The organism is Raskinella chloraquaticus (SeqCode) (assembly GCF_021731865.1).
GTDB lineage: Bacteria > Pseudomonadota > Alphaproteobacteria > Rhizobiales > UBA4765 > Raskinella > Raskinella chloraquaticus.
Map to the genome: position 1 here is coordinate 80,046 of NZ_JAKFWN010000001.1, position 19,463 is coordinate 99,508.

13 protein-coding genes and 1 riboswitch are annotated in these 19,463 nt (G+C 58.8%); of the genes, 10 read left to right on the forward strand and 3 right to left on the reverse strand.

Going from position 1 to position 19,463, the window contains the following annotated elements; all coding sequences use genetic code 11:
• Positions 1 to 29 precede the first annotated feature (29 nt).
• The 4 genes from ACINK1_RS00435 (at position 30) to ACINK1_RS00450 (ending at position 6,994) form a co-directional block, all read left to right on the forward strand.
• Entirely contained in the window at positions 30 to 2,147 is a 2,118-nt protein-coding gene (locus ACINK1_RS00435) for a fused MFS/spermidine synthase (RefSeq protein WP_376799921.1), read from the forward strand.
• A 40-nt stretch (positions 2,148 to 2,187) separates the two neighbouring features.
• A riboswitch (TPP riboswitch) is annotated at positions 2,188 to 2,306 on the forward strand.
• A 48-nt stretch (positions 2,307 to 2,354) separates the two neighbouring features.
• Positions 2,355 to 4,211 carry a phosphomethylpyrimidine synthase ThiC gene (gene thiC / locus ACINK1_RS00440; RefSeq protein WP_376799920.1) on the forward strand — a complete coding sequence of 619 codons (1,857 nt, stop codon included), beginning with the start codon at positions 2,355 to 2,357 and terminating at the stop codon, positions 4,209 to 4,211.
• Between the two features lie 101 nt (positions 4,212 to 4,312).
• The gene (locus ACINK1_RS00445) at positions 4,313 to 6,385 is read left to right on the forward strand and encodes a hypothetical protein (protein WP_376799919.1); all 2,073 of its coding nucleotides are present in this window, start codon (positions 4,313 to 4,315) and stop codon (positions 6,383 to 6,385) included.
• Positions 6,386 to 6,499: 114 nt separating this feature from the next.
• On the forward strand, positions 6,500 to 6,994 hold the full coding sequence (locus ACINK1_RS00450) for a heme-binding protein (RefSeq protein ID WP_376799918.1): 495 nt from the start codon (positions 6,500 to 6,502) through the stop codon (positions 6,992 to 6,994).
• A 38-nt stretch (positions 6,995 to 7,032) separates the two neighbouring features.
• Here ACINK1_RS00450 and asnB read toward each other — a convergent pair whose 3' ends face one another.
• The 3 genes from asnB to ACINK1_RS00465 form a co-directional block, all read right to left on the reverse strand.
• The gene (gene asnB, locus ACINK1_RS00455; protein ID WP_395759927.1) at positions 7,033 to 8,868 is read right to left on the reverse strand and encodes an asparagine synthase (glutamine-hydrolyzing); all 1,836 of its coding nucleotides are present in this window, start codon (positions 8,866 to 8,868) and stop codon (positions 7,033 to 7,035) included.
• Between the two features lie 147 nt (positions 8,869 to 9,015).
• Positions 9,016 to 9,996, reverse strand: coding sequence for a magnesium transporter CorA family protein (locus tag ACINK1_RS00460; RefSeq protein WP_376799916.1), 981 nt, complete (start codon positions 9,994 to 9,996; stop codon positions 9,016 to 9,018).
• A gap of 3 nt (positions 9,997 to 9,999) precedes the next feature.
• A complete protein-coding gene (locus ACINK1_RS00465; protein ID WP_376799915.1) occupies positions 10,000 to 11,589 on the reverse strand; it encodes a helicase HerA-like domain-containing protein in 1,590 nt (529 codons plus the stop codon).
• Between the two features lie 182 nt (positions 11,590 to 11,771).
• On the opposite strand from ACINK1_RS00465, the gene ACINK1_RS00470 reads away from it, so the two are divergent.
• From ACINK1_RS00470 to ACINK1_RS00495, 6 genes are read left to right on the forward strand one after another with little or no spacing between them, the layout of a single operon-like run.
• Positions 11,772 to 12,131, forward strand: a complete 360-nt coding sequence (locus ACINK1_RS00470; protein ID WP_376799914.1) for a DUF2267 domain-containing protein — start codon at positions 11,772 to 11,774, stop codon at positions 12,129 to 12,131.
• A 24-nt stretch (positions 12,132 to 12,155) separates the two neighbouring features.
• The gene (locus ACINK1_RS00475; protein WP_376799913.1) at positions 12,156 to 14,009 is read left to right on the forward strand and encodes a methylmalonyl-CoA mutase subunit beta; all 1,854 of its coding nucleotides are present in this window, start codon (positions 12,156 to 12,158) and stop codon (positions 14,007 to 14,009) included.
• 18 nt (positions 14,010 to 14,027) lie between these two features.
• Positions 14,028 to 16,187 carry a methylmalonyl-CoA mutase gene (gene scpA / locus ACINK1_RS00480; RefSeq protein WP_376799912.1) on the forward strand — a complete coding sequence of 720 codons (2,160 nt, stop codon included), beginning with the start codon at positions 14,028 to 14,030 and terminating at the stop codon, positions 16,185 to 16,187.
• The gene (locus ACINK1_RS00485) at positions 16,184 to 17,029 is read left to right on the forward strand and encodes a GIY-YIG nuclease family protein (RefSeq protein WP_376799911.1); all 846 of its coding nucleotides are present in this window, start codon (positions 16,184 to 16,186) and stop codon (positions 17,027 to 17,029) included. Before scpA ends, ACINK1_RS00485 begins: the two co-directional genes overlap by 4 nt.
• 43 nt (positions 17,030 to 17,072) lie before the next feature.
• Entirely contained in the window at positions 17,073 to 18,050 is a 978-nt protein-coding gene (gene meaB / locus ACINK1_RS00490; RefSeq protein ID WP_376799910.1) for a methylmalonyl Co-A mutase-associated GTPase MeaB, read from the forward strand.
• A gap of 43 nt (positions 18,051 to 18,093) precedes the next feature.
• On the forward strand, positions 18,094 to 19,440 hold the full coding sequence (locus tag ACINK1_RS00495) for a TIGR03808 family TAT-translocated repetitive protein (protein WP_376799909.1): 1,347 nt from the start codon (positions 18,094 to 18,096) through the stop codon (positions 19,438 to 19,440).
• Positions 19,441 to 19,463: the final 23 nt, after the last annotated feature.

Genomic DNA, 19,463 nt, shown 5'->3' on the forward strand with positions numbered 1-19,463 from the left:
AGCGCGCATTACCGGAAAAAGGTTGATCCATGCCCGCCGCATTGCTGACCAAGATCATGTTCTCGGCGACCCTTGGTTTAGCCGGATTTCTGCTGTTTCAGGTGCAACCGGTGCTTGCGAAGTTCATCCTGCCCTGGTTTGGCGGCAGCGCGACGACCTGGACGGTATGCATGCTGTTCTTCCAGCTCGCTTTGCTGGCAGGCTATGGCTACGCCTACGCGCTCACCGCACCGATCAGGCCGCGCACCCAGGCGCTCCTGCATATCGGCCTGCTCGGGCTTGCCCTGCTTGCTCTGCCGATTACCCCGTCGGACGCCTACAAACCCGATAACGCCGACAATCCGCTCGGGCGCATCATGGCGCTGCTGACGGTGTGCGTCGGGCTGCCCTATATGGTCCTGTCCACCACCTCGCCCCTGCTGCAACGCTGGCTTGCCCAGATCGACCGCTCGCTATTGGCCTCGCGCTTTTTTGCCGTCTCCAATCTAGGCTCGTTTCTTGGCCTGCTGAGCTATCCTTTCATCTTCGAGCCGTTGCTCTCCAGCCCCGAACAGACGATCGGGTGGTCGCGCCTTTTCGTTGTGTTTGCGCTCCTCATGGCGGGTTGCGCGGCGATTGTCCTGATGCGAGCCAACCCGCCCGCCACGATGAGCGAGATGGCCGACGCCAGCGCAGCGCCCGCCGCCAGCGATCGATTTTGGTTATGGCTCGTCTACTCTGGGCTCGGCTCGGTGCTGCTGATTGCGACCACCAACCAGATGACGCAGTGGACGGCCGTCATCCCCTTCCTGTGGATTTTGCCACTGTCGCTTTATCTTGCGACCTTCATCATCGCCTTCGGCTACCAGCACCTCTATCACCGGCTGGGGTTCTTTATCGGCTTTGTGCTGCTTGCAGTCGCCAGTGTCGGGCTGGTGCCCAGCGATCCAGGCGAGGGCCTGCTGCTGCGCCTTGCGTTCAATGCCGCGACGATGACGGCAGGATGCATGATCTGCCATGCCGAAATGGTCCGCCTGCAGCCGCCCGCCACACGCCTGCCGCGCTTTTACATGGCGATTTCGCTCGGTGGCGCCCTTGGCGGCATCGCGGTGGCGCTGATTGCCCCGCTGATTTTCTCCGATTACTGGGAATATCCGCTGGCCCTGATAGCTACCACCGTGATGGGTGCTGCCCTGTCATGGCGCAGCCTCGAGCCAGGCGCACGCGGGCAACGCCTGGCGCTGATCGCCAGCTGTGCGTCAGCGATTGCTGGTGCAGGCTATGCCCTGTCGCAGACGGCGCATAGTGAGCGAGACGTCGTCGATCGCATCCGCAATTTCTACGGGGTCGTGAAAATTATTCGCGAACATCAGGACGAGCCGGAACGCTTCTCGCTCACCATGGTGCAGGCGGGCGTGCCGCAGGGTTCGCAATACCAGATCCCGGCCAGACGCAATGAACCTTATTGCGCCTTCCTGCCAGGCTCCGGCGTCGGCCACGCCCTTGCAGCGTTGCGGGCCCGGCCTGCGGCAAGCAAAATGCCACTTCGCATCGGCTCGGTCGGCCTTGGTGTCGGCGTTCTGGCAGCACTTGGTCAACCCGGTGATGACATGCGTGTCTATGAGCTCAACCCGGCTGTGACCGACCTCACCAACCGGCATTTCTCCTTCGTGCGCGACAGCAAGGCCAAGGTGCAGGTTTTCCATGGCGACGGGCGCATCCTGCTGGAGCGCGAGCTTGCCGCCGGCACGCCCGGCAAGTTCGATCTTCTCGTCGTCGATGCCTTTCGCGGCGCCTCGCCGCCGCTCCATCTGATGACAAAAGAAGCCTTCGACATCTATCTCAGGCACCTGGCGCCCGGCGGTATTCTTGCCATCAATTTCGAGATCGACGTCTTCGGGCTGGCGCCGCTCCATCGCGGGCTGTCGAAGGAATTCAGTCTCAATGTCGGCTGGTTTGAAACGCCGTCCGCCAGCGATGATTGCGATGACACGGTGAGCTGGGCGCTTTACACGCGCGATGCGGCGCTTTTTGCTGCGCCCGACATCAAATCCGGCCTGTCGCAGTGGCGTGACGATGGCAAAAGCACGCTTTTGTGGACGGACGCCAACGCCAACCTGCTCAGCATCGTCAACTGGGACAATCTGATCGGGCGGGTGGCGGAGTAATCCACCGCATTGACTTTCAGGCACAGGAAGCAGACCTTGACACCTATCCGAGGGGGGCCCTGCCGAGAGGGCTGAGATACCGACAGGCAGATTGCCGGCGCGGTGACCCTTGAACCTGATCCGGGTCATGCCGGCGGAGGGACGGATCTTGCGCAACCAGCGCTCCCTCCCCCTGCCCGTGCCCGTCACACATGTGGAGGATACGTCATGACCATTCACCAGAAGCCTGAAGCTGCCGCGCCGCAAACCGTCACCACCGGGCCCGTCACCGGCTCGGCCAAGCGCTACGGGCAGTTCCCCGGTCTTCACGGCATCGGCGTTCCCTACCGCGAGATCGCGCTTGACCCATCAGCCAGCGAGCCGCCGGTCCGGGTCTACGATGCCTCGGGCCCTTATACAGACGTTAAAGCCACAATCGATCTGGCCAACGGCCTGCCGCAAATCCGCGAAGAATGGATCGCCAGACGCCATTTCGCCGCCGCAACACCCCGCGCGGTGAAGCCCGAGGACAATGGCTTCGTGCCGCTCGATAAGCTCGTGCCCGCCTGCCCCGCCAATCGTCTGGTGCGTGTTGGTCAGGACGGGCAGATGGTGACGCAATATGAATTTGCCCGCGCCGGCATCATCACGCCGGAAATGATTTACGTGGCGCATCGCGAGAATCTGGCCCGTGAGAAAGCGCTCGACAACGCTGAGGCCATCATCGCCGATGGCGAGAGCTTCGGTGCTGCCATTCCGCCCTTCATCACGCCGGAATTCGTGCGTGAGGAAATCGCCCGTGGCCGTGCCATCATCCCCGCCAATATCAATCACACGGAACTGGAGCCGATGGCGATCGGCCGCAATTTCCTTGTCAAGGTCAATGCCAATATCGGCAATTCGGCGGTCACATCCTCGGTTGCCGAAGAGGTGGAAAAGATGGTGTGGTCGATCCGCTGGGGAGCGGACACGGTGATGGACCTCTCAACGGGTCGCAACATCCACAACATCCGCGACTGGATCTTGCGCAATGCGCCGATCCCGATTGGCACGGTGCCGATCTATCAGGCGCTGGAAAAAGTTGGCGGCGATCCGCTGAAGCTTGACTGGGAGGTGTTCAAGGATACTCTCATCGAACAGGCCGAACAGGGCGTCGATTATTTCACCATCCATGCCGGCGTGCGCCTGGCCTATGTGCCGCTCACCGCCCATCGTGTCACCGGCATTGTCAGCCGTGGCGGTTCCATCATGGCGCGCTGGTGCCTTGCCGGCCATCGCGAGAGTTTCCTCTACGAGCATTTCGGCGATATCTGCGACATCATGCGCAAATATGACGTGTCATTCTCGTTGGGCGATGGCTTGCGCCCCGGCTCGATTGCCGATGCCAATGACCGGGCGCAATTCGCCGAGCTGGAGACACTGGGCGAACTTACCAAAGTGGCGTGGGACAAGGGCTGCCAGGTGATGATCGAGGGCCCCGGCCATGTGCCGATGCACAAGATCAAGGTCAATATGTACAAGCAGTTGAAGGAATGCGGCGAAGCGCCCTTCTATACGCTGGGGCCGCTGACGACCGACATCGCGCCAGGCTATGACCACATCACGTCGGGCATAGGGGCCGCCATGATCGGCTGGTTCGGCACGGCGATGCTGTGCTACGTGACGCCGAAAGAACATCTCGGCCTGCCCAATCGCGATGATGTGAAGACCGGCGTCATCACCTACCGCATCGCCGCGCATGCAGCCGACCTTGCCAAGGGCCACCCGGCCGCCCAGCTCAGGGACGATGCGATGAGCCGGGCGCGCTTCGAATTTCGCTGGGAGGACCAGTTCAATATCGGCCTTGATCCCGATACGGCGCGCGCCTACCACGACGAAACGCTGCCCAAGGACGCGCATAAGACGGCGCATTTCTGCTCCATGTGCGGGCCGAAATTCTGCTCGATGAAAATCACCCAGGACATCCGAAAAGAGGCAGCCGAGCTTCTCGACAATGAGAAGACCGCACTCGCCGGCATGGCCGAGATGAGCGAGAAATTCATGGCAGGCGGGGGGAAGTTGTATGTGGATAAGAGAGAAAATTGACGGCGAAAGAAGTGATTTTCACTTGCGTGCTTATCCAGAATAATTTTTGTTTCCCTCTCGATGCCTGTGGAATACAGATTTAATCCTCTTGAGTAGTACAGATGGTAGCGACGTCCAGCCCTTCCGATACTCCGCCTGTCTCTCCTGCGCCTCCACCCAATGATGATTATTTTAGTGTCATAGGGTCACGTCCCGCTTACAAAATTCGCGATATATGTCTTGCACGGCATATTATCTTTCGTGATGTTATTGGTAATAAGCGCCCAATCGGAAAAATAAATACAGATCGTTCAGACGCACTCACAGATTTTATTAAATGTTTTGTCGGCGAGGCCAATAAACTACCGATTAATGGAGCCTTTTATTTTTCAGCTCCTATTTGTATCGATATTTCGAATAATACCGCGCCTACCGACACTCACGATGATAACACATATATTAAGAATATTCCCTCTTCTTTTAAATCATCAAATCAAACTCACACGATTTATTTTGGCGCTGTAATTATACAAAATCTGAAATGGGATTTTCGTCTTCGTCTTGACTGTCATCAAGAGTATACAACATTGACTTTTTTACTTGATAATTGTATGGAAGCAATTGACAAAATCAACAATAACGAATTACATTACGACGATTTATATAACAATATATGGAATATTATGGATGGCAACTTATTACAATCTTCCAGAAGTGATCCACCTGGCTGCGGGTGGAAGCATGAATTGCTGGAAAAGCTTTCCGGCAACAAAGAGGAAGCGGGCGCAAATCGGACAACCGCTCTATCAAAGCGAATTATTGAATTTAAAGGATATTCACGGCATATATATGACAATAAAACATATGTATTTAAACCTTCCATTCCACCATTTCCAGAAGTTGATTATTATATAAAAAATAGAAAAAATGACGGCGTAATTAGTAACTTATTGATTTCACACATAAAAAAACATCATGAATTATATTATGATATTATTGGAGGCCCAGCGAAAGACGTCGTTTCACCTTGGGAAGATAGAAATACCATACTTTGCGGAATGTTAGGTGGGGCGGCCATCTATGGATCGAATCTGGGCCGAAAATCCAGAGACCCGGCGGGCATCGCCGCCGATGTTCATTATTTTGTTGTCTATGATGGCCCTTCGGCCGAGCAGCTGGGCCGACTTATGCGCTTGCTCCATGTCCTGGGCGAGCTGAGGCATGCCGCCCTGTTTGATAGCAATGATTTACGCTTGGCAGGTATCGAGTTGCGCCAGATGGGGCAACTTTGGGGCGATGGAATTCGCTATGCCGATCATGAAAGCAAAGACGATTCACGAAAAACTTTTGAAGAACTCAATTTTTGCTCTACTTTTTGTGAGTCACCCTTTTATGAGACATATGGAGACGAATTTTATATTCATTACCGTGACGAGTTTAATCAATGGCGCTTTCGGGGTTTGACCGAATTGTGCCACGGAGATCTGTCTTTCAGGCTGGGACGCAGCGCATTTTATGCCGATACGTTCAGGAAGCGCGTGTATGACTTGCGTTGCGTTCGCATCGACGGCTTACAATCCTACGACGACTTCATGCGACGTAATGTCGAATATTATTTTGATCGAAGCGAATCTATCGCGCGGCGGTTTCATTCCGCGCAAGGCGCGATGCGTTATATCAACGAACGCCGTATCGCAAAAGGCGACGAACATCGACAAGAAACAGGAAAACTTCTTGGAGTTGTCGGTATAATTTTTGGGATTTTTACAGCAGGCACGTCAATTCGTGATTACTTATTTCCTATGGACTCTGTTTTAACATTATATACATCTTTTTTAAATTTATGCGATAATAATAAATATAATAACTGCACTAATATCCATAATAATTTAAATTACGATATTATTTTTTCCTTAATAATATGTATTTTATTTTTGATATTATTTATTTTGTCGTCATTTACGCTACTTTTATTATCTAAATCTATACATGACCGCTTTATTTCTACTCACATCAAAAATATTGCTCGTAAGTCAGTTAAATTCCCACCTCGCTCGACCATCGACAAAGAGAGGACCGCAAATGATAAACCGGCACAATACACCCTCTGGGAATCATTTTTGAATTGGTGGATAGGCTTTGATGGATCTAAAATCCACAAGTGCTCGACAAATCAACCAGGTAAGACCGACTGATCAATAGGTTGTTGCTCTTCGCTCTTCACCAAACCGTGAACAGCACTTGGCCCTTACCTCGGCTTCAATGCGCCACCGGCGTAAACAAGCGGCCGGGCAACCAGGGGAGCAAACATGTTGACGCGTTGGATCATGGCAGGTGCCGCCACAATGGCTTTGGGCGGAGCGGCGGGGGCTCAGGAATTATTGACCGAGAAAAACCTGTCGCTGGCGATCGCCAATGAGATTGCACAGGCGACCATGGCAAGCTGCACGGCGAGCGGCTTCAGGGTAACGGTGACTGTGCTCGACCGGGCGGGCGAAGTGAAGATGATGATCCGCGGCGATGGCACGAACCCGCACACGGTGGAGAACAGCCGGCGCAAGGCCTATACCTCACGCACGCTTGGTGTGCCCTCAGCCCAGTTCGCCGAGGAGTATTTCAAGCCGACCAATACCCGTGTCGCGCAGGGCACATTGCCGGGCTTCATCGCACTCGCCGGTGCGCTGCCGATCAAGGTTGGCAATGAAACGATCGGGGCAGTGGGCGTTTCGGGTGCGCCTGGCGGCGACAAGGACGAGGTTTGTGCCAAGGCCGGCATCGACAAGGTCGCCGACAAGCTCAAATAGGCTGTGATCGCGCCGGATGTGGGGCGGATCGCTCCGTCTCACGTCCAGTGGCGCAGCCACATTTCCATCACCAGCGCGTTGAACAGAATGTGCCGGTTCTTGCATTTTCCCGGCACCGCGGTGCCCAGCGTCACGACGTCGGCGAGCGCCTTGGGATCGAGCCATTCATGCAGGCGTATCCCTGGGCCGGTCAGGTGATCGGTGACGATGGATAACAGGCGCTGGGGATCGCGCAGCCACTCATAGATGGGAACAGGAAAGCCCATTTTGGGGCGCTCGACGATATCGTCCGGCAATTCGCCGCGCCGGGCGAGAATGCGCAAGATGTGCTTTGTCTCGTAGACGCCGGACGCATTGCGTCCGACGCGCAGATGATCGGGCAGCCGGGCAGCAGCCTCAACCAGGCGAAAATCAAGAAACGGCGTGCGCAGTTCGACCGAGGTCGACATCGACATCTTGTCCGCCTTCATCAGCAGGTCTTCGACCAGCCAATCCTGGCAATAGAGATAAAGTGCCTGCGACAGCGGCGTCGCGTCGCCGTAACGGGCAAGTGCCTGTCGGTCGCCAGCGTGAGAATCGGCGTAATCGCTGCGGCGAAACAGCAACGCTTTCTGCTCGTCGCTGAGATAGGCCGTCATCGTCGGCGGCAGTCTGGCACGGCGAAGATCGAGGAGCGCGGGATCAACCCCGGTGTCGCCCGCCCGCGCCAGCGCTGCTGCGCCATCCCATTGCTTGGCCGCCTGATCGAAGGAATAGCCGCCCAGCGTCTCGTCCGCGCCTTCACCCGACAGAACGACCTTTACATGTTCGCGAACCAGCTTGCACACATAGTGCATCGGCACGCAGACCGCGTCCGCGAGCGGCTCATCAGCGTAATGAACCAGGTCGGGCAGGAAATCCCGTACCTGCTGATGAGTGATGGCGATTTCGTTGTGATCAGAACCGATACGGCGAGCGACCTGACGCGCATAGGGTCGCTCGTCGATGTCGCAGGCGTCTTCGAAGGCAATCGAGAATGTCTTGAGCCTCGGGCCCCCCGTGGCGCGCGCCGCCAGCAGGCTTGAATCAAGACCGCCACTCAGCAGGACGCCGACCGGCACGTCCGCCAGCATGCGCAACCGCGTTGCATCGCTCAGCAAAACATCAAACTCGGCGATATGATCGGCGTCATGCCAGGCTTGCGGTGCGGGGGTGGGAATATCCCACCAGCGCTCGATCAGCGGGGCGGTGGCGCCAGTGCGCAAAGTGAGGTGATGCGCGGGAGGCAGCTTGTAAATCCCCTGCCAGATGGTTTGCGGCTGGGGAATGTAGCGGAAGGTGAAATAGTCCCAGATCGCCTGCGCATTGATGGCGGGGCGCAGCGGCAAAGCAGACAAAATGGCCTTGATCTCGGAGGCAAAGATCAACCGCTCGCCGTCCCACGCATAATAGAGGGGCTTTACCCCCATGCGGTCGCGCAACAGATAAAGGCTGCGCTGGCGGCGATCCCAGATGGCAATCGCAAACATGCCGTTCAGCAGATTGAGGCTTTCCAGCCCGTCGCGCGCAAACAGGTGCAGCACCACTTCGGTGTCGCTGCGTGTGCGGAAGGAATGGCCTTGCGCAATGAGCCGGTTGCGCAAGTCGTGATGGTTATAGATCTCGCCATTGAAGACGATGGTCAGATTGCCATCGGGCGTCGTCATCGGCTGATGTCCGCCCGCAATGTCGATGATCGACAAGCGCCGCATGCCAAGGGCGACACCCTCGTCGATAAAGGACCCCTCATCATCAGGGCCGCGATGATGGATCGTTGAGCACATGCGCAAAAGCCGCGCTTTGGCGGCGTCGCCCGCTCCCATCCGCGGATCACTCCAGCCCGCAATACCGCACATGAAACGGGCCTTCCTGCGGTTTAAGACGAAGCGCGGCAGTCGGACAGCAAAAACGAGGTATCACGGCACCCCAGAAGCGTCGTCATTGCCGTCAAAGGTAACATTGCATTTCCGGTTCTTCCCATCCGCTCAGCTTTCCCCGCCGTCTCAAAACCAGCGCTTGCGCTTGAAGAACCAGATAGGCAGCGCCGCCGAGATCGCCATCATGCACAGCGCCATCGGATAACCAAGCGGCCAATCAAGTTCGGGAATGCCCTTGAAGTTCATGCCGTAGATCGAGGCGATCAAGGTCGGCGGCATGAGGACAACGGAGACCACCGAGAAGAGCTTGATGATGGCATTTTGTTCGATATTGATGAGCCCAAGGGACGCGTTCAGCAAAAAGCTCACCTGTCCGGAAATGTAATTCGTATGATCGAGCAGTGAACCGATGTCCTTGTCGATCGCCGCCATGCGGTTCTTCATATCACGGCCATAGGGAAGGTGGAACAGGTCGACCGTTTCGTTGAAATAATGAGCAATGCGGGCAAGCGATACGAGGCTCTCGCGCGATTTGGCGGCAAAATCTCCTCTTTTACCGATGCGCCGCAAAATTTCCTGAAAATTGCGCCCGGCGGCCCGCCCAGGATCGGCATCGAAAATTTCCGTCGATAATTTGTCCATATCGACATTGACGCTTTCCAGGATATCGGCGAGCCGGTCGATGATTGCTTCGATAAGGCCAGCAAAAATCAGCGGGCCGGCGCTGTCATGGTTATTGTGACGCATCAGCTTTTGAGAAAACGTGTCGAAAGCGCGCGGCTTGGTATAACGCACGGTGATGAGACGCTCACCGGCCAGCACGAAAGTGATCGGCGAAATGATCGGATTGCCGGTATCCGCATGGCTGATGATAGCAGCCGTCATGAAGACGGCGCCGTCTTCTGTATAAAGCCGGCTCGACACCTCGATTTCCTGCATCTCCTCACGGGTTGGAACATTGATACCGAGGCAATGCTCGACCTGCCGTTCATCCAGCTCTGTTGGCTCGACGAGATCCATCCACACGACATTGGCTGGAAGAGCATCAAGCTGGTGATCGCCGGCCATGACGATGTTGTGCTGCTCGTGGAGATAGGCGCGCAGCATGTTTCAGCGTTTCAGCATCGAGCCGAGGACACCACGGATAATCGCAGAGCCGACCTGCCGGCCAACCGAAGAGGCGACCGAGCGCGCCACGCTTTTGACAACCGCCTCGCCGACCGACTGACGTTGCGACGCCCTGCCCCCTCGCGGGCCGACGGGAGGAGGCGCGGACTGGCCAAAAATGCCACCGAGAACGCCGCCGATCTGATCCATGATGCCGCCGCCTGCGGCTGAGGCTTCCTGAGGAGCCGGCATTGCCTGCGTCGGTGCGTTATGTCCTTGCGGGCCCGCGCTGGCAGCAGCTTTGCCGCTTAGTCGCTCGAAAGCTGATTCGCGATCGATCACGTCCTCGTACTTCCCGGCAAAAGGCGAAGCAGCCATCACCGCCCTGCGCTCGGCATCCGTCACCGGGCCAATACGCGCGGATGGCGGACGCATCAGGGTGCGCTCGACCATGGTCGGCGTACCGTTACCCTCCAGCACCGACACCAGCGCTTCACCCTTGCCAAGCTCCATGATGACTTTTGCCGTATTAAGCTTGGGATTGGGACGGAAGGTTTCAGCCGCAGCCTTCACCGCCTTCTGCTCACGCGGCGTGAAGGCGCGCAACGCATGCTGGGCGCGGTTGCCGAGCTGGGCGGACACCTTGTCCGGGACGTCGATTGGATTTTGCGAAACAAAGTAGATGCCAACGCCCTTAGACCGGATGAGGCGGACCACCTGTTCCACTTTCTGGAGAAGCGCGTCTGGTGCTTCGTCAAACAGCAGATGAGCCTCATCGAAGAAGAAAACGAGCTTGGGCTTTTCAGGATCACCCACCTCGGGAAGCTGCTCGAAGAGTTCCGCCATCAGCCATAACAGAAACGTCGCATAGAGGCGGGGCGAGGACATCAGCTTGTCGGCGGCAAGAATATTGATCGTGCCGCGCCCGTCGCGGGTGACACGCATCAGATCTTTCAGATCGAGCGCCGGCTCTCCGAAAAACTTGTCGCCGCCTTGCTGCTGCAACACCAGTAATTGCCGCTGGATCGTGCCGACTGTCTGGGGAGAGACATTGCCATAGGCTGCCTTCAGTTCAGCCTGCAATTCCTTGTCAGCCCCAAGCAATTGCAGAACCGCCTGCAGATCCTTCATATCAAGCAGCAGAAGCCCGTGCTCGTCAGCGTATTTGAAAATGATGTTGAGGACGCCTTCCTGCACATCGTTAAGGCTCATCAGCCGCGACAGCAGCAATGGGCCCATCTCGCTGACGGTGGCGCGGATCGGGTGGCCCATCTCGCCAAAAAGATCCCAGAAGACGACCGGGTACTTATCTGGCGCGAAATCGTCAAAGCCGATGTCCTGGCAGCGCTTGGTGATGAAATCCTTCGCCTCACCCATCGCAGCGACGCCGGAGAGATCGCCCTTGATGTCAGCGGCAAAGACCGGCACGCCGGCGTCCGAAAAGCCTTCCGCCAGCACCTGCAGCGTCACCGTCTTGCCGGTGCCGGTGGCGCCCGTCACCAGACCGTGGCGATTGGCGAGCTTGAGAGTGAGATACTGATCGACCCCGCCCCCACCGATATAGATCATTCCATCCTGAAGCTTGTTTGCCATGTCTTGATCCTGCCATCCTCAGCCGTCAACGGTTCGGGCGGCTTATAGAGTGCCTGCGGGGTGGCGGCAATCGCCGCGCGAAGGGCTCAAGATTACCCGCATTCCCACGGGCTTGCCAGAGATGGCGCCGTTATGAGAAGGATGGCGGTGAACACAAAACGGCGCGATGCCGGGAGGAACATATGGACGAAATCATCGCCAAAGTCGCGGCGGCAGCCGGCATTGATGCGAGTGTAGCGGAAAAGGCAATCGGCGCCATTCTGGGCTTTCTCAAGAAGGAAGGCCCAAGCGAGCATGTGGCAACCATGATGGAAAAGCTCCCGGGCGCTGACGACCTCATCGCCAAGGCGCCAAGCGGCGGCATGTTTGGCGCCATGGGCGGGATCATGGGCCTTGGCAGCCAATTGATGTCGTCCGGCCTCTCCATGGGCCAGGTCCAGACTGTCGGGCGGACCCTGTTTGCATCTGCCCGCGAGCAGGTAGGCGAAGAGACAATGGGCCAGATTGTCGCCTCGATCCCTGGCCTGTCGCAATTCGTCTGAGGCATGATGGGGGCGGGACCGGCGATGACAGGTAATCCTTTCAGTGCCGCGCCGCGCTTTCCCGCCATTGACGATGAACAGTGGCGGGAGGCCGCCATCGCCAGCCTCAAGGGCGGGCGGTTTGAGGAGCGTCTCGTCTCGCATACCTATGACGGCATCGACATCGCGCCGCTTTATACCGCGCGCACAGCCGCGTCCGCTGTCAGCGCTGCCGGACCGGCGGGTGCGGCGCCCTTCATTCGCGGCTGGGAAGCCACGCCGCGCCCCTGGCGGCTGGCGCAGCGGGTCGATCTCAACGATCCGACAGCGGCCAATGCGCAAGCGCTGGATGATCTTGAAGGCGGGGCCAATGCCCTCATTATCGCAACCGACATCAACGGCGTTGCCGTCAGCAATGCCGCCGACATCGAGACATTGCTTGCTGGTGTCCGGCTCGATTTGATCAGCGTGACGCTTGAGGCTGATCACCCCCAGACGGTTGATCTCTTCGTCGACCTGATGCAGCGGCGCGGACACGCGCTGTCCTCGTTGGATTTTTGTCCAGGCTTCTGCCCTCTTGCGGCGATGGCGCGCGGGCAGGACATCGGCGATGAGGCTGCTTTCGCCGCGAGGCTCGCCGCTCTGCATCAGAACTATCAGGCGATGGGCCACCTGGGCCCGCTCTTTCTCCTTGACGGGCGCGTGGTAGCCGACGCGCTGGGAAGTGAAGGGCAGGAAATCGCCAGCATCCTGGCGCAGGCTGTCGACATGTTCCGAGCCGGCGAAAAAGCCGGGCTCGATCAACAAGAAGTCGCAGCAAGGCTGGCTGCAAAGATAACGGTAGATGCTGATCAGTTCCTGTCGATTGCCAAGTTGCGGGCGCTCAGGCTGGTATGGACGCACCTTATGGACGCCATAGGGCTTGGCGCCGCGCCTCTCGACATTCGCGCTGAAACCTCATGGCGCATGCTCAGCGGGCGCGATCCGTGGGTGAATGTGCTGCGCGGAACGATTGCCTGTTTTGCCGGCGCGGTCGGCGGGGCGAGTGAAATCACGCTCCATCCCTTCACCTCAGCCCTCGGTCGCCCTGATGGGCTGGCGCGGCGCATCGCCCGCAACACGCAAGCGATCCTCGCAGAAGAAAGCAGTCTTGACCGCGTGGCCGATCCGGCAGGCGGTTCCTATTACGTCGAAAGCCTGACCCAGGCGCTGGCCGGCAAGGCGTGGACGATTTTCCAGGACATCGAGAAGGCCGGCGGGTTTGCGACGTCCCTGCGCTCAGGCTGGCTGCAGCAGCAGGTGGGGCAAGTGCGCAAGAAGCGACTGCAGGCGCTTGCGACGCGGCGCGACAAGATCACCGGCGTGTCCGAATTTCCTGACATTCACGAGGCTCCGGTTCCGGTAGCTGCACCTTGGCCGCAGGGTGTGGCGGCCGGCGGCGGAATCACGCCACTCCCGCGCCTGCGGCTGGCGCAGGCTTTCGAAGATTTGCGTCAGAACGCTGAAGGGATGCAGCCGCGACCTGTCATGTTCCTCGCCACGCTGGGAACGCCTGCGGAGACGATCACCCGGGCAGGCTTTGCCAAGAATTTCTTTGAAGCCGGTGGTATCGGGTCTCCCGGCAATGACGGATTTGCCGATATCGCCGCGCTCACAACAGCCTTTGCCAAAAGCGGCGCGGCGCTTGCGTGCCTGTGCTCAAGCGATGAGGTCTACGGCAAGCAGGGGGCAGCAGCCGCCCAGGCACTGAAAGCAGCCGGAGCGCGCCTGGTGCTGCTTGCGGGCAATCCACGCGAGAAGCGCGAGGAACTGACCGCAGCCGGCATTGACAGCTTCATTTATGCTGGCATGGATATTGTTGCGGCGCTGACTGACCTGCAACGACAAATTGGTCTATAATGGCGCGGTGAGGGTGTCATGAGCCGCATTCCCGATTTCACCACTATCCCTTTCGCAGTGCCGCCGGCAGGCAGTCCGCAAGCAGGCGATGCGCCTGCCTTCGAGACCCCGGAAGGGATAGCCGTCAAGCCAATCTATGATGCCGATGACCTTGCCGGGCTCACCACGCTTGGCGGCATGCCGGGATTTGCACCCTATCTGCGCGGCCCCTACCCCACCATGTATGTCGCGTCGCCCTGGACGATCCGCCAATATGCCGGCTTCTCGACGGCTGAGGATTCAAACGCCTTCTACCGGCGCAATCTGGCCGCCGGGCAGAAAGGGCTGTCGGTTGCCTTCGATCTTGCCACCCATCGCGGCTATGACAGCGATCATCCGCGCGTGCCGGGCGACGTTGGCATGGCGGGCGTGGCGATTGATTCCATCTACGATATGCGCACGCTTTTTGCCGGCATTCCGCTTGGCGATATTTCCGTGTCGATGACGATGAACGGGGCCGTGCTGCCGGTGCTCGCGCTCTATGTAATCGCAGCCGAAGAACAGGGCGTCCCGCAGGCCAAGCTCTCAGGCACGATCCAAAACGATATTCTCAAGGAGTTCATGGTCCGCAATACCTATATCTATCCGCCCGGACCATCGATGCGCATCATCTCCGACATCTTCGCGCATACTTCGCGCGAAATGCCGAAATTCAACTCGATTTCGATTTCCGGCTATCACATGCAGGAAGCCGGCGCGACGGCTGACCTCGAACTCGCCTATACGCTCGCTGACGGGCTTGAATATGCGCGTGCCGGTATGGCCGCCGGTCTCGACATCAATGCCTTCGCGCCGCGTCTGTCGTTTTTCTGGGCGATCGGCATGAATTTTTTCATGGAAGTGGCGAAGCTGCGCGCTGCGCGCCTGTTGTGGGCGCGCCTCATGCAGCCGCTTGGCGCCAATGAGCGCGGACAGGCCTTGCGCGCCCATTCGCAGACCTCCGGCTGGTCGCTCACCGCGCAGGATGTCTATAACAACATTGTCCGCACGCAGATCGAGGCGATGGCGGCGACGCAAGGCCATACGCAATCGCTGCACACCAATGCGCTTGACGAGGCGCTGGCGCTGCCGACTGATTTCTCCGCCCGCATCGCTCGCAACACGCAGATCTTCCTGCAGCAGGAAAGCGGTACGACGCGGCCAGCTGACCCGTGGGGTGGCAGCTTCTATGTCGAACGCCTGACGCACGATCTGGCGGAGCGGGCATGGAGCCATATGGAGGAGGTGGAGCGCCTGGGCGGTATGGCGAAGGCGATTGCCGCCGGCGTACCCAAGCTCAAAATCGAGGAAGCGGCGGCAAAGACCCAGGCGCGCATCGATTCAGGGCGCCAGACGGTCGTTGGCGTCAACAAATACCGCCCCGAGCGCGACGAGACGATCGAGGTACGCAGCGTCGATAATCAGACCGTGCGCATGCTGCAGATCGACAAGCTGAAACGGCTCAGGGCGGAGCGCGATGAAACGAATGTCGCCCGCACGCTCAGTGCGCTTGAAAACGGCGCGCGGGCAAACGGTAATCTTCTGGCGCTATCGATTGAGGCAGCGCGCGCCAAGGCAACAGTTGGCGAAATGTCAGACGCGCTTGAGCGTGTCTTTGGGCGCCACCGCGCCGAGATCAAATCGATCCAGGGCGTTTACGCGCGGGAGGTCGGCATGGGCAATCACAAGATTGATGCAGCGCGCGGCGCAGTCGAAGCCTTCGCCAAAGCCGATGGACGGCGCCCGCGTATTCTCATCGCCAAGATGGGGCAGGACGGCCATGATCGCGGACAGAAGGTGATTGCCACTGCCTTTGCTGATCTCGGCTTTGACGTCGATATCGGACCACTTTTCCAGACACCGCAGGAAGTGGCACGTCAGGCGGTTGAAAACGACGTGCATGTGGTGGGCGTGTCGTCTCTTGCCGCCGGCCATCTGACGCTGGTGCCGGCCCTGCGCGAAGCGCTTGGCGCTGAAGGGCGCCCCGACATCATGATCGCGGTGGGCGGTGTCATCCCGCCGCAGGATTACCAGACGTTGCTTGAGGCCGGCGCTGCCGCCATCTTCCCGCCGGGCACTGTGATTGCCGAGGCAGCGCATGATCTCCTCGCCAAGCTCTCAGCCCATCTTGGCTATGGCGACCGGGCGGCGGCGGAATGAGTCTTCTGACGTTCCAGGCGCTTCTCAGCATCGCCGGGTTGGAATTATCTCGAGTACGCCTCTACCGCCATCAGGAGCCGACAGCCAACCCGTATAAGCTATGGCGCGACCACCCTGTTGATTTCGAAATCTATCAAAGTCATCAGAGCCGGCACCGACGGATCGAGACAAACAATTATCTTGCGAGCTTCGTGGTAACGCCGTCAGTCGAAACTCTTTTCGTTGGTCTGTATCTGTCCCGTGGATGGCGCCCCGTACGACCAAGTGATCGCTACTCCGCGCCAACCGGTTGGGTCGGTGAATACTCTGAAAAGAACGTCTTTCACGAGTTTGAACAGCAACAGTTACTGGCGGAATTCTCAGGGCGTCTCGTGATCGATTGGGGACCTGGCACTCGCGCCGTGCTTCAGCATGCGTCCAGAAAAATAAAGCCTATCATCGAAATCCGCCGCCGATTTAAAGAACCTGAATTTCCCGGATTTGATGGTTTACGGCTGAAATTCGTGGACCTGGAAAATCTATACCCTGCCTGGATAGCACATCTCACATCAACGCGTGGCGTTTATCTCCTGATTTGCAACAAAACGGGAGCTCAGTATGTTGGTTCGGCGAGCGGCGACAACGGATTTTGGGGGCGCTGGCAACAATATGCGAAGGATGGTCATGGGGGCAATGTTCTCATGAGGCAGGCAGGACATATGGACTTTTCAATATCTGTTCTTGAAACCGCCCGCTCCGTTGATGGTCAAGATGATATTTGGAGGCGGGAGACACATTGGAAAGATAAACTTGGAACCCGCGCGAAGAGCGACGCTGCGGAATTTCAACTGAATAGCAATTAGTGTTGGTTTGTGACATCGCCGTCATTTTTCATAAGGACAGATGATGGTTGATATTTCTCTGCTTACATCGAGTTTGATCGCTGGCGACCGCGCTGTCTTGGCGCGCGCGATAACGCTCATCGAATCGCGCCGCGCCGATCATCAGGCCGAAGCGCAGGCGCTGCTGAAGGCGGTGCTGCCGTTGACCGGCAAGGCGGTGCGGCTTGGCATCACCGGCGTGCCGGGCGCCGGCAAATCGACGCTCATCGATGCGCTTGGTGTCATGCTGACGGGGCGCGGCCACAGAGTGGCGGTGTTGGCGGTCGACCCCAGTTCGACGGTGAGCGGCGGCTCGATCCTGGGCGACAAGACGCGCATGGCGCGACTGGCGGTTGACGCCAACGCCTTCATCCGCCCCTCCCCTTCAGCCGGCACGCTGGGCGGGGTGGCAGCAAAAACCCGCGAGGCGATGTTGCTCACCGAGGCGGCTGGCTATGATGTCATCATCGTCGAGACCGTGGGGGTCGGGCAATCGGAAGTGGCAGTTGCCGGCATGGTCGATTTTTTTCTGGTGCTGATGGCGCCCGGCACCGGGGATGACCTGCAGGGGATCAAGAAGGGCATTCTGGAACTTGCAGACATGGTGGTGGTCAACAAGGCGGATGGTGAAAACCTGCCGCGCGCCCGCCAGGCGGCAAGCGATTATCTGGCAGCGCTTGCGGTGATGATGCCGGCGGAACCTGACTGGCCGATCCCGCTCAAGCTGGTCTCGGGCCTCACCGGCGGCGGGCTTGGCGAGCTGTGGGACGTTGTGGGGCGCCATCGCACATTGTTCGCAGCCGATGGACGGCTCACGCAACGCCGCGCCCGCCAGAATGTGGCGTGGATGTGGAATTTGTTCGAGACGCGCCTCCTTGCGGAAGCGAAATCCCGGCCAGTCCTCAGTGCAAGGATGGCTGAACTTGAGGATGCGGTGCGCGCAGGCCGGACAACGGTGGGGCTGGCGGTCGACGAAATGTTCGCGCTGCTGCAACAGGCGTAACGGCACAGGACTTGCGTTGCCATGGTCAAGGAGACCCTTGCCCATGCTCAAACGTCGTCATTTTCTTGGTTTTGCGCTGGGCGGTGGCGCTACTGCCGCCTTATCGCGTCCCGCTTTCGCACAATCGCCCTCTTCCGGGACAGCGACAGCCAATGCTTATGGCCTGGTCGCAAACGCCAGGCATGACCAGAGCGAGGCGCTGCAACACGCCATCAACGACAGCGCCAGACGCGGACAGGCGCTGCACTTGCCGGCAGGGCGCTTTCTTGTCAGCGGGCTTGTTCTCCCGCCGGGCGCGACGCTCATCGGTACGCCCGGCCTGACGCGGCTGGTGCAGTCGGGGTCCCGGCCGATCCTCAGAGCCGAAGGGACAAAGCGTCTGCGCGTCAGCGATCTCGTTCTCGATGGTGCGGGCCGGACGATTGGCGGCACGCGCGGCGCGCTTCTCACCGCCAAGGGCTGCGAGGCGATCAATCTACGCGGTGTTGAATTCACCCATACGCCGGGGTGTGGCCTCGTTCTTGAAGGATGCGGCGGCGCGGTTGAGGGCTCGACCTTCACGCAGGTCGGCGATGCCGGCCTGTTCGCGCTCGATTCGCGCGGCCTGAGGATCGATGGCAATGCCTTCTCTGATATCGGCAACAACGCCGTTCAGGTGTGGCGCTCGCAAAAGGGCGAGGATGGCACACAGATCACCCATAACCGGATTTCACATGTCGGTGCGCGCGATGGCGGCAACGGGCAGAACGGTAATGGCGTCAACATTTTCCGCGCCGGCGCGGTGGTGGTGAGCGCCAACACCATCAGGGACTGCGCCTTTTCCGGCATCCGCAGCAATGGCGGGTCGAACGTCATCGTTACCGCCAACAGCATCACGCGCTCGGGCGAGGTGGCGATCTTCATTGAATTTGCCTTCGAGGGTGCAAGCATCGCCAACAACATAATCGACGCAGCTGCAGCCGGAATCTCGGTCAGCAATTTCGATTCAGGCGGCAGGCTGGCCTCCGTCGTTGGCAATGTCGTGCGCGGGATCACCACCAAAAGCCTGAGCAATCCCGATACGCGGCCCTATGGTATCGCGGTTGAAGCCGACACAACGGTCATCGGCAATACGGTCGAAAACGTGCCCGGCGTCGGTATTCGCGTTGGCTGGGGGCCTTATCTGCGCAATGTGACGGCAAGCGCCAATGTGGTGCGCGAGAGCGACATCGGCATCGGCGTGTCGCTCGTCAAGGGCGCGGGCAAGGCGATCGTTGCTGACAACATCATCGCCGGCTCAAAGACCGCCCTTGCCGGCATGGAGTGGCAGACGAACGTGACGGGTGATCTGACGCGCGCAGCCGATGGCCAGCAGGCCAACCTCACCTTCGCCCGCAATCGCGCCGGCTGAAACGGAAAGCCAGGCGATGCGGC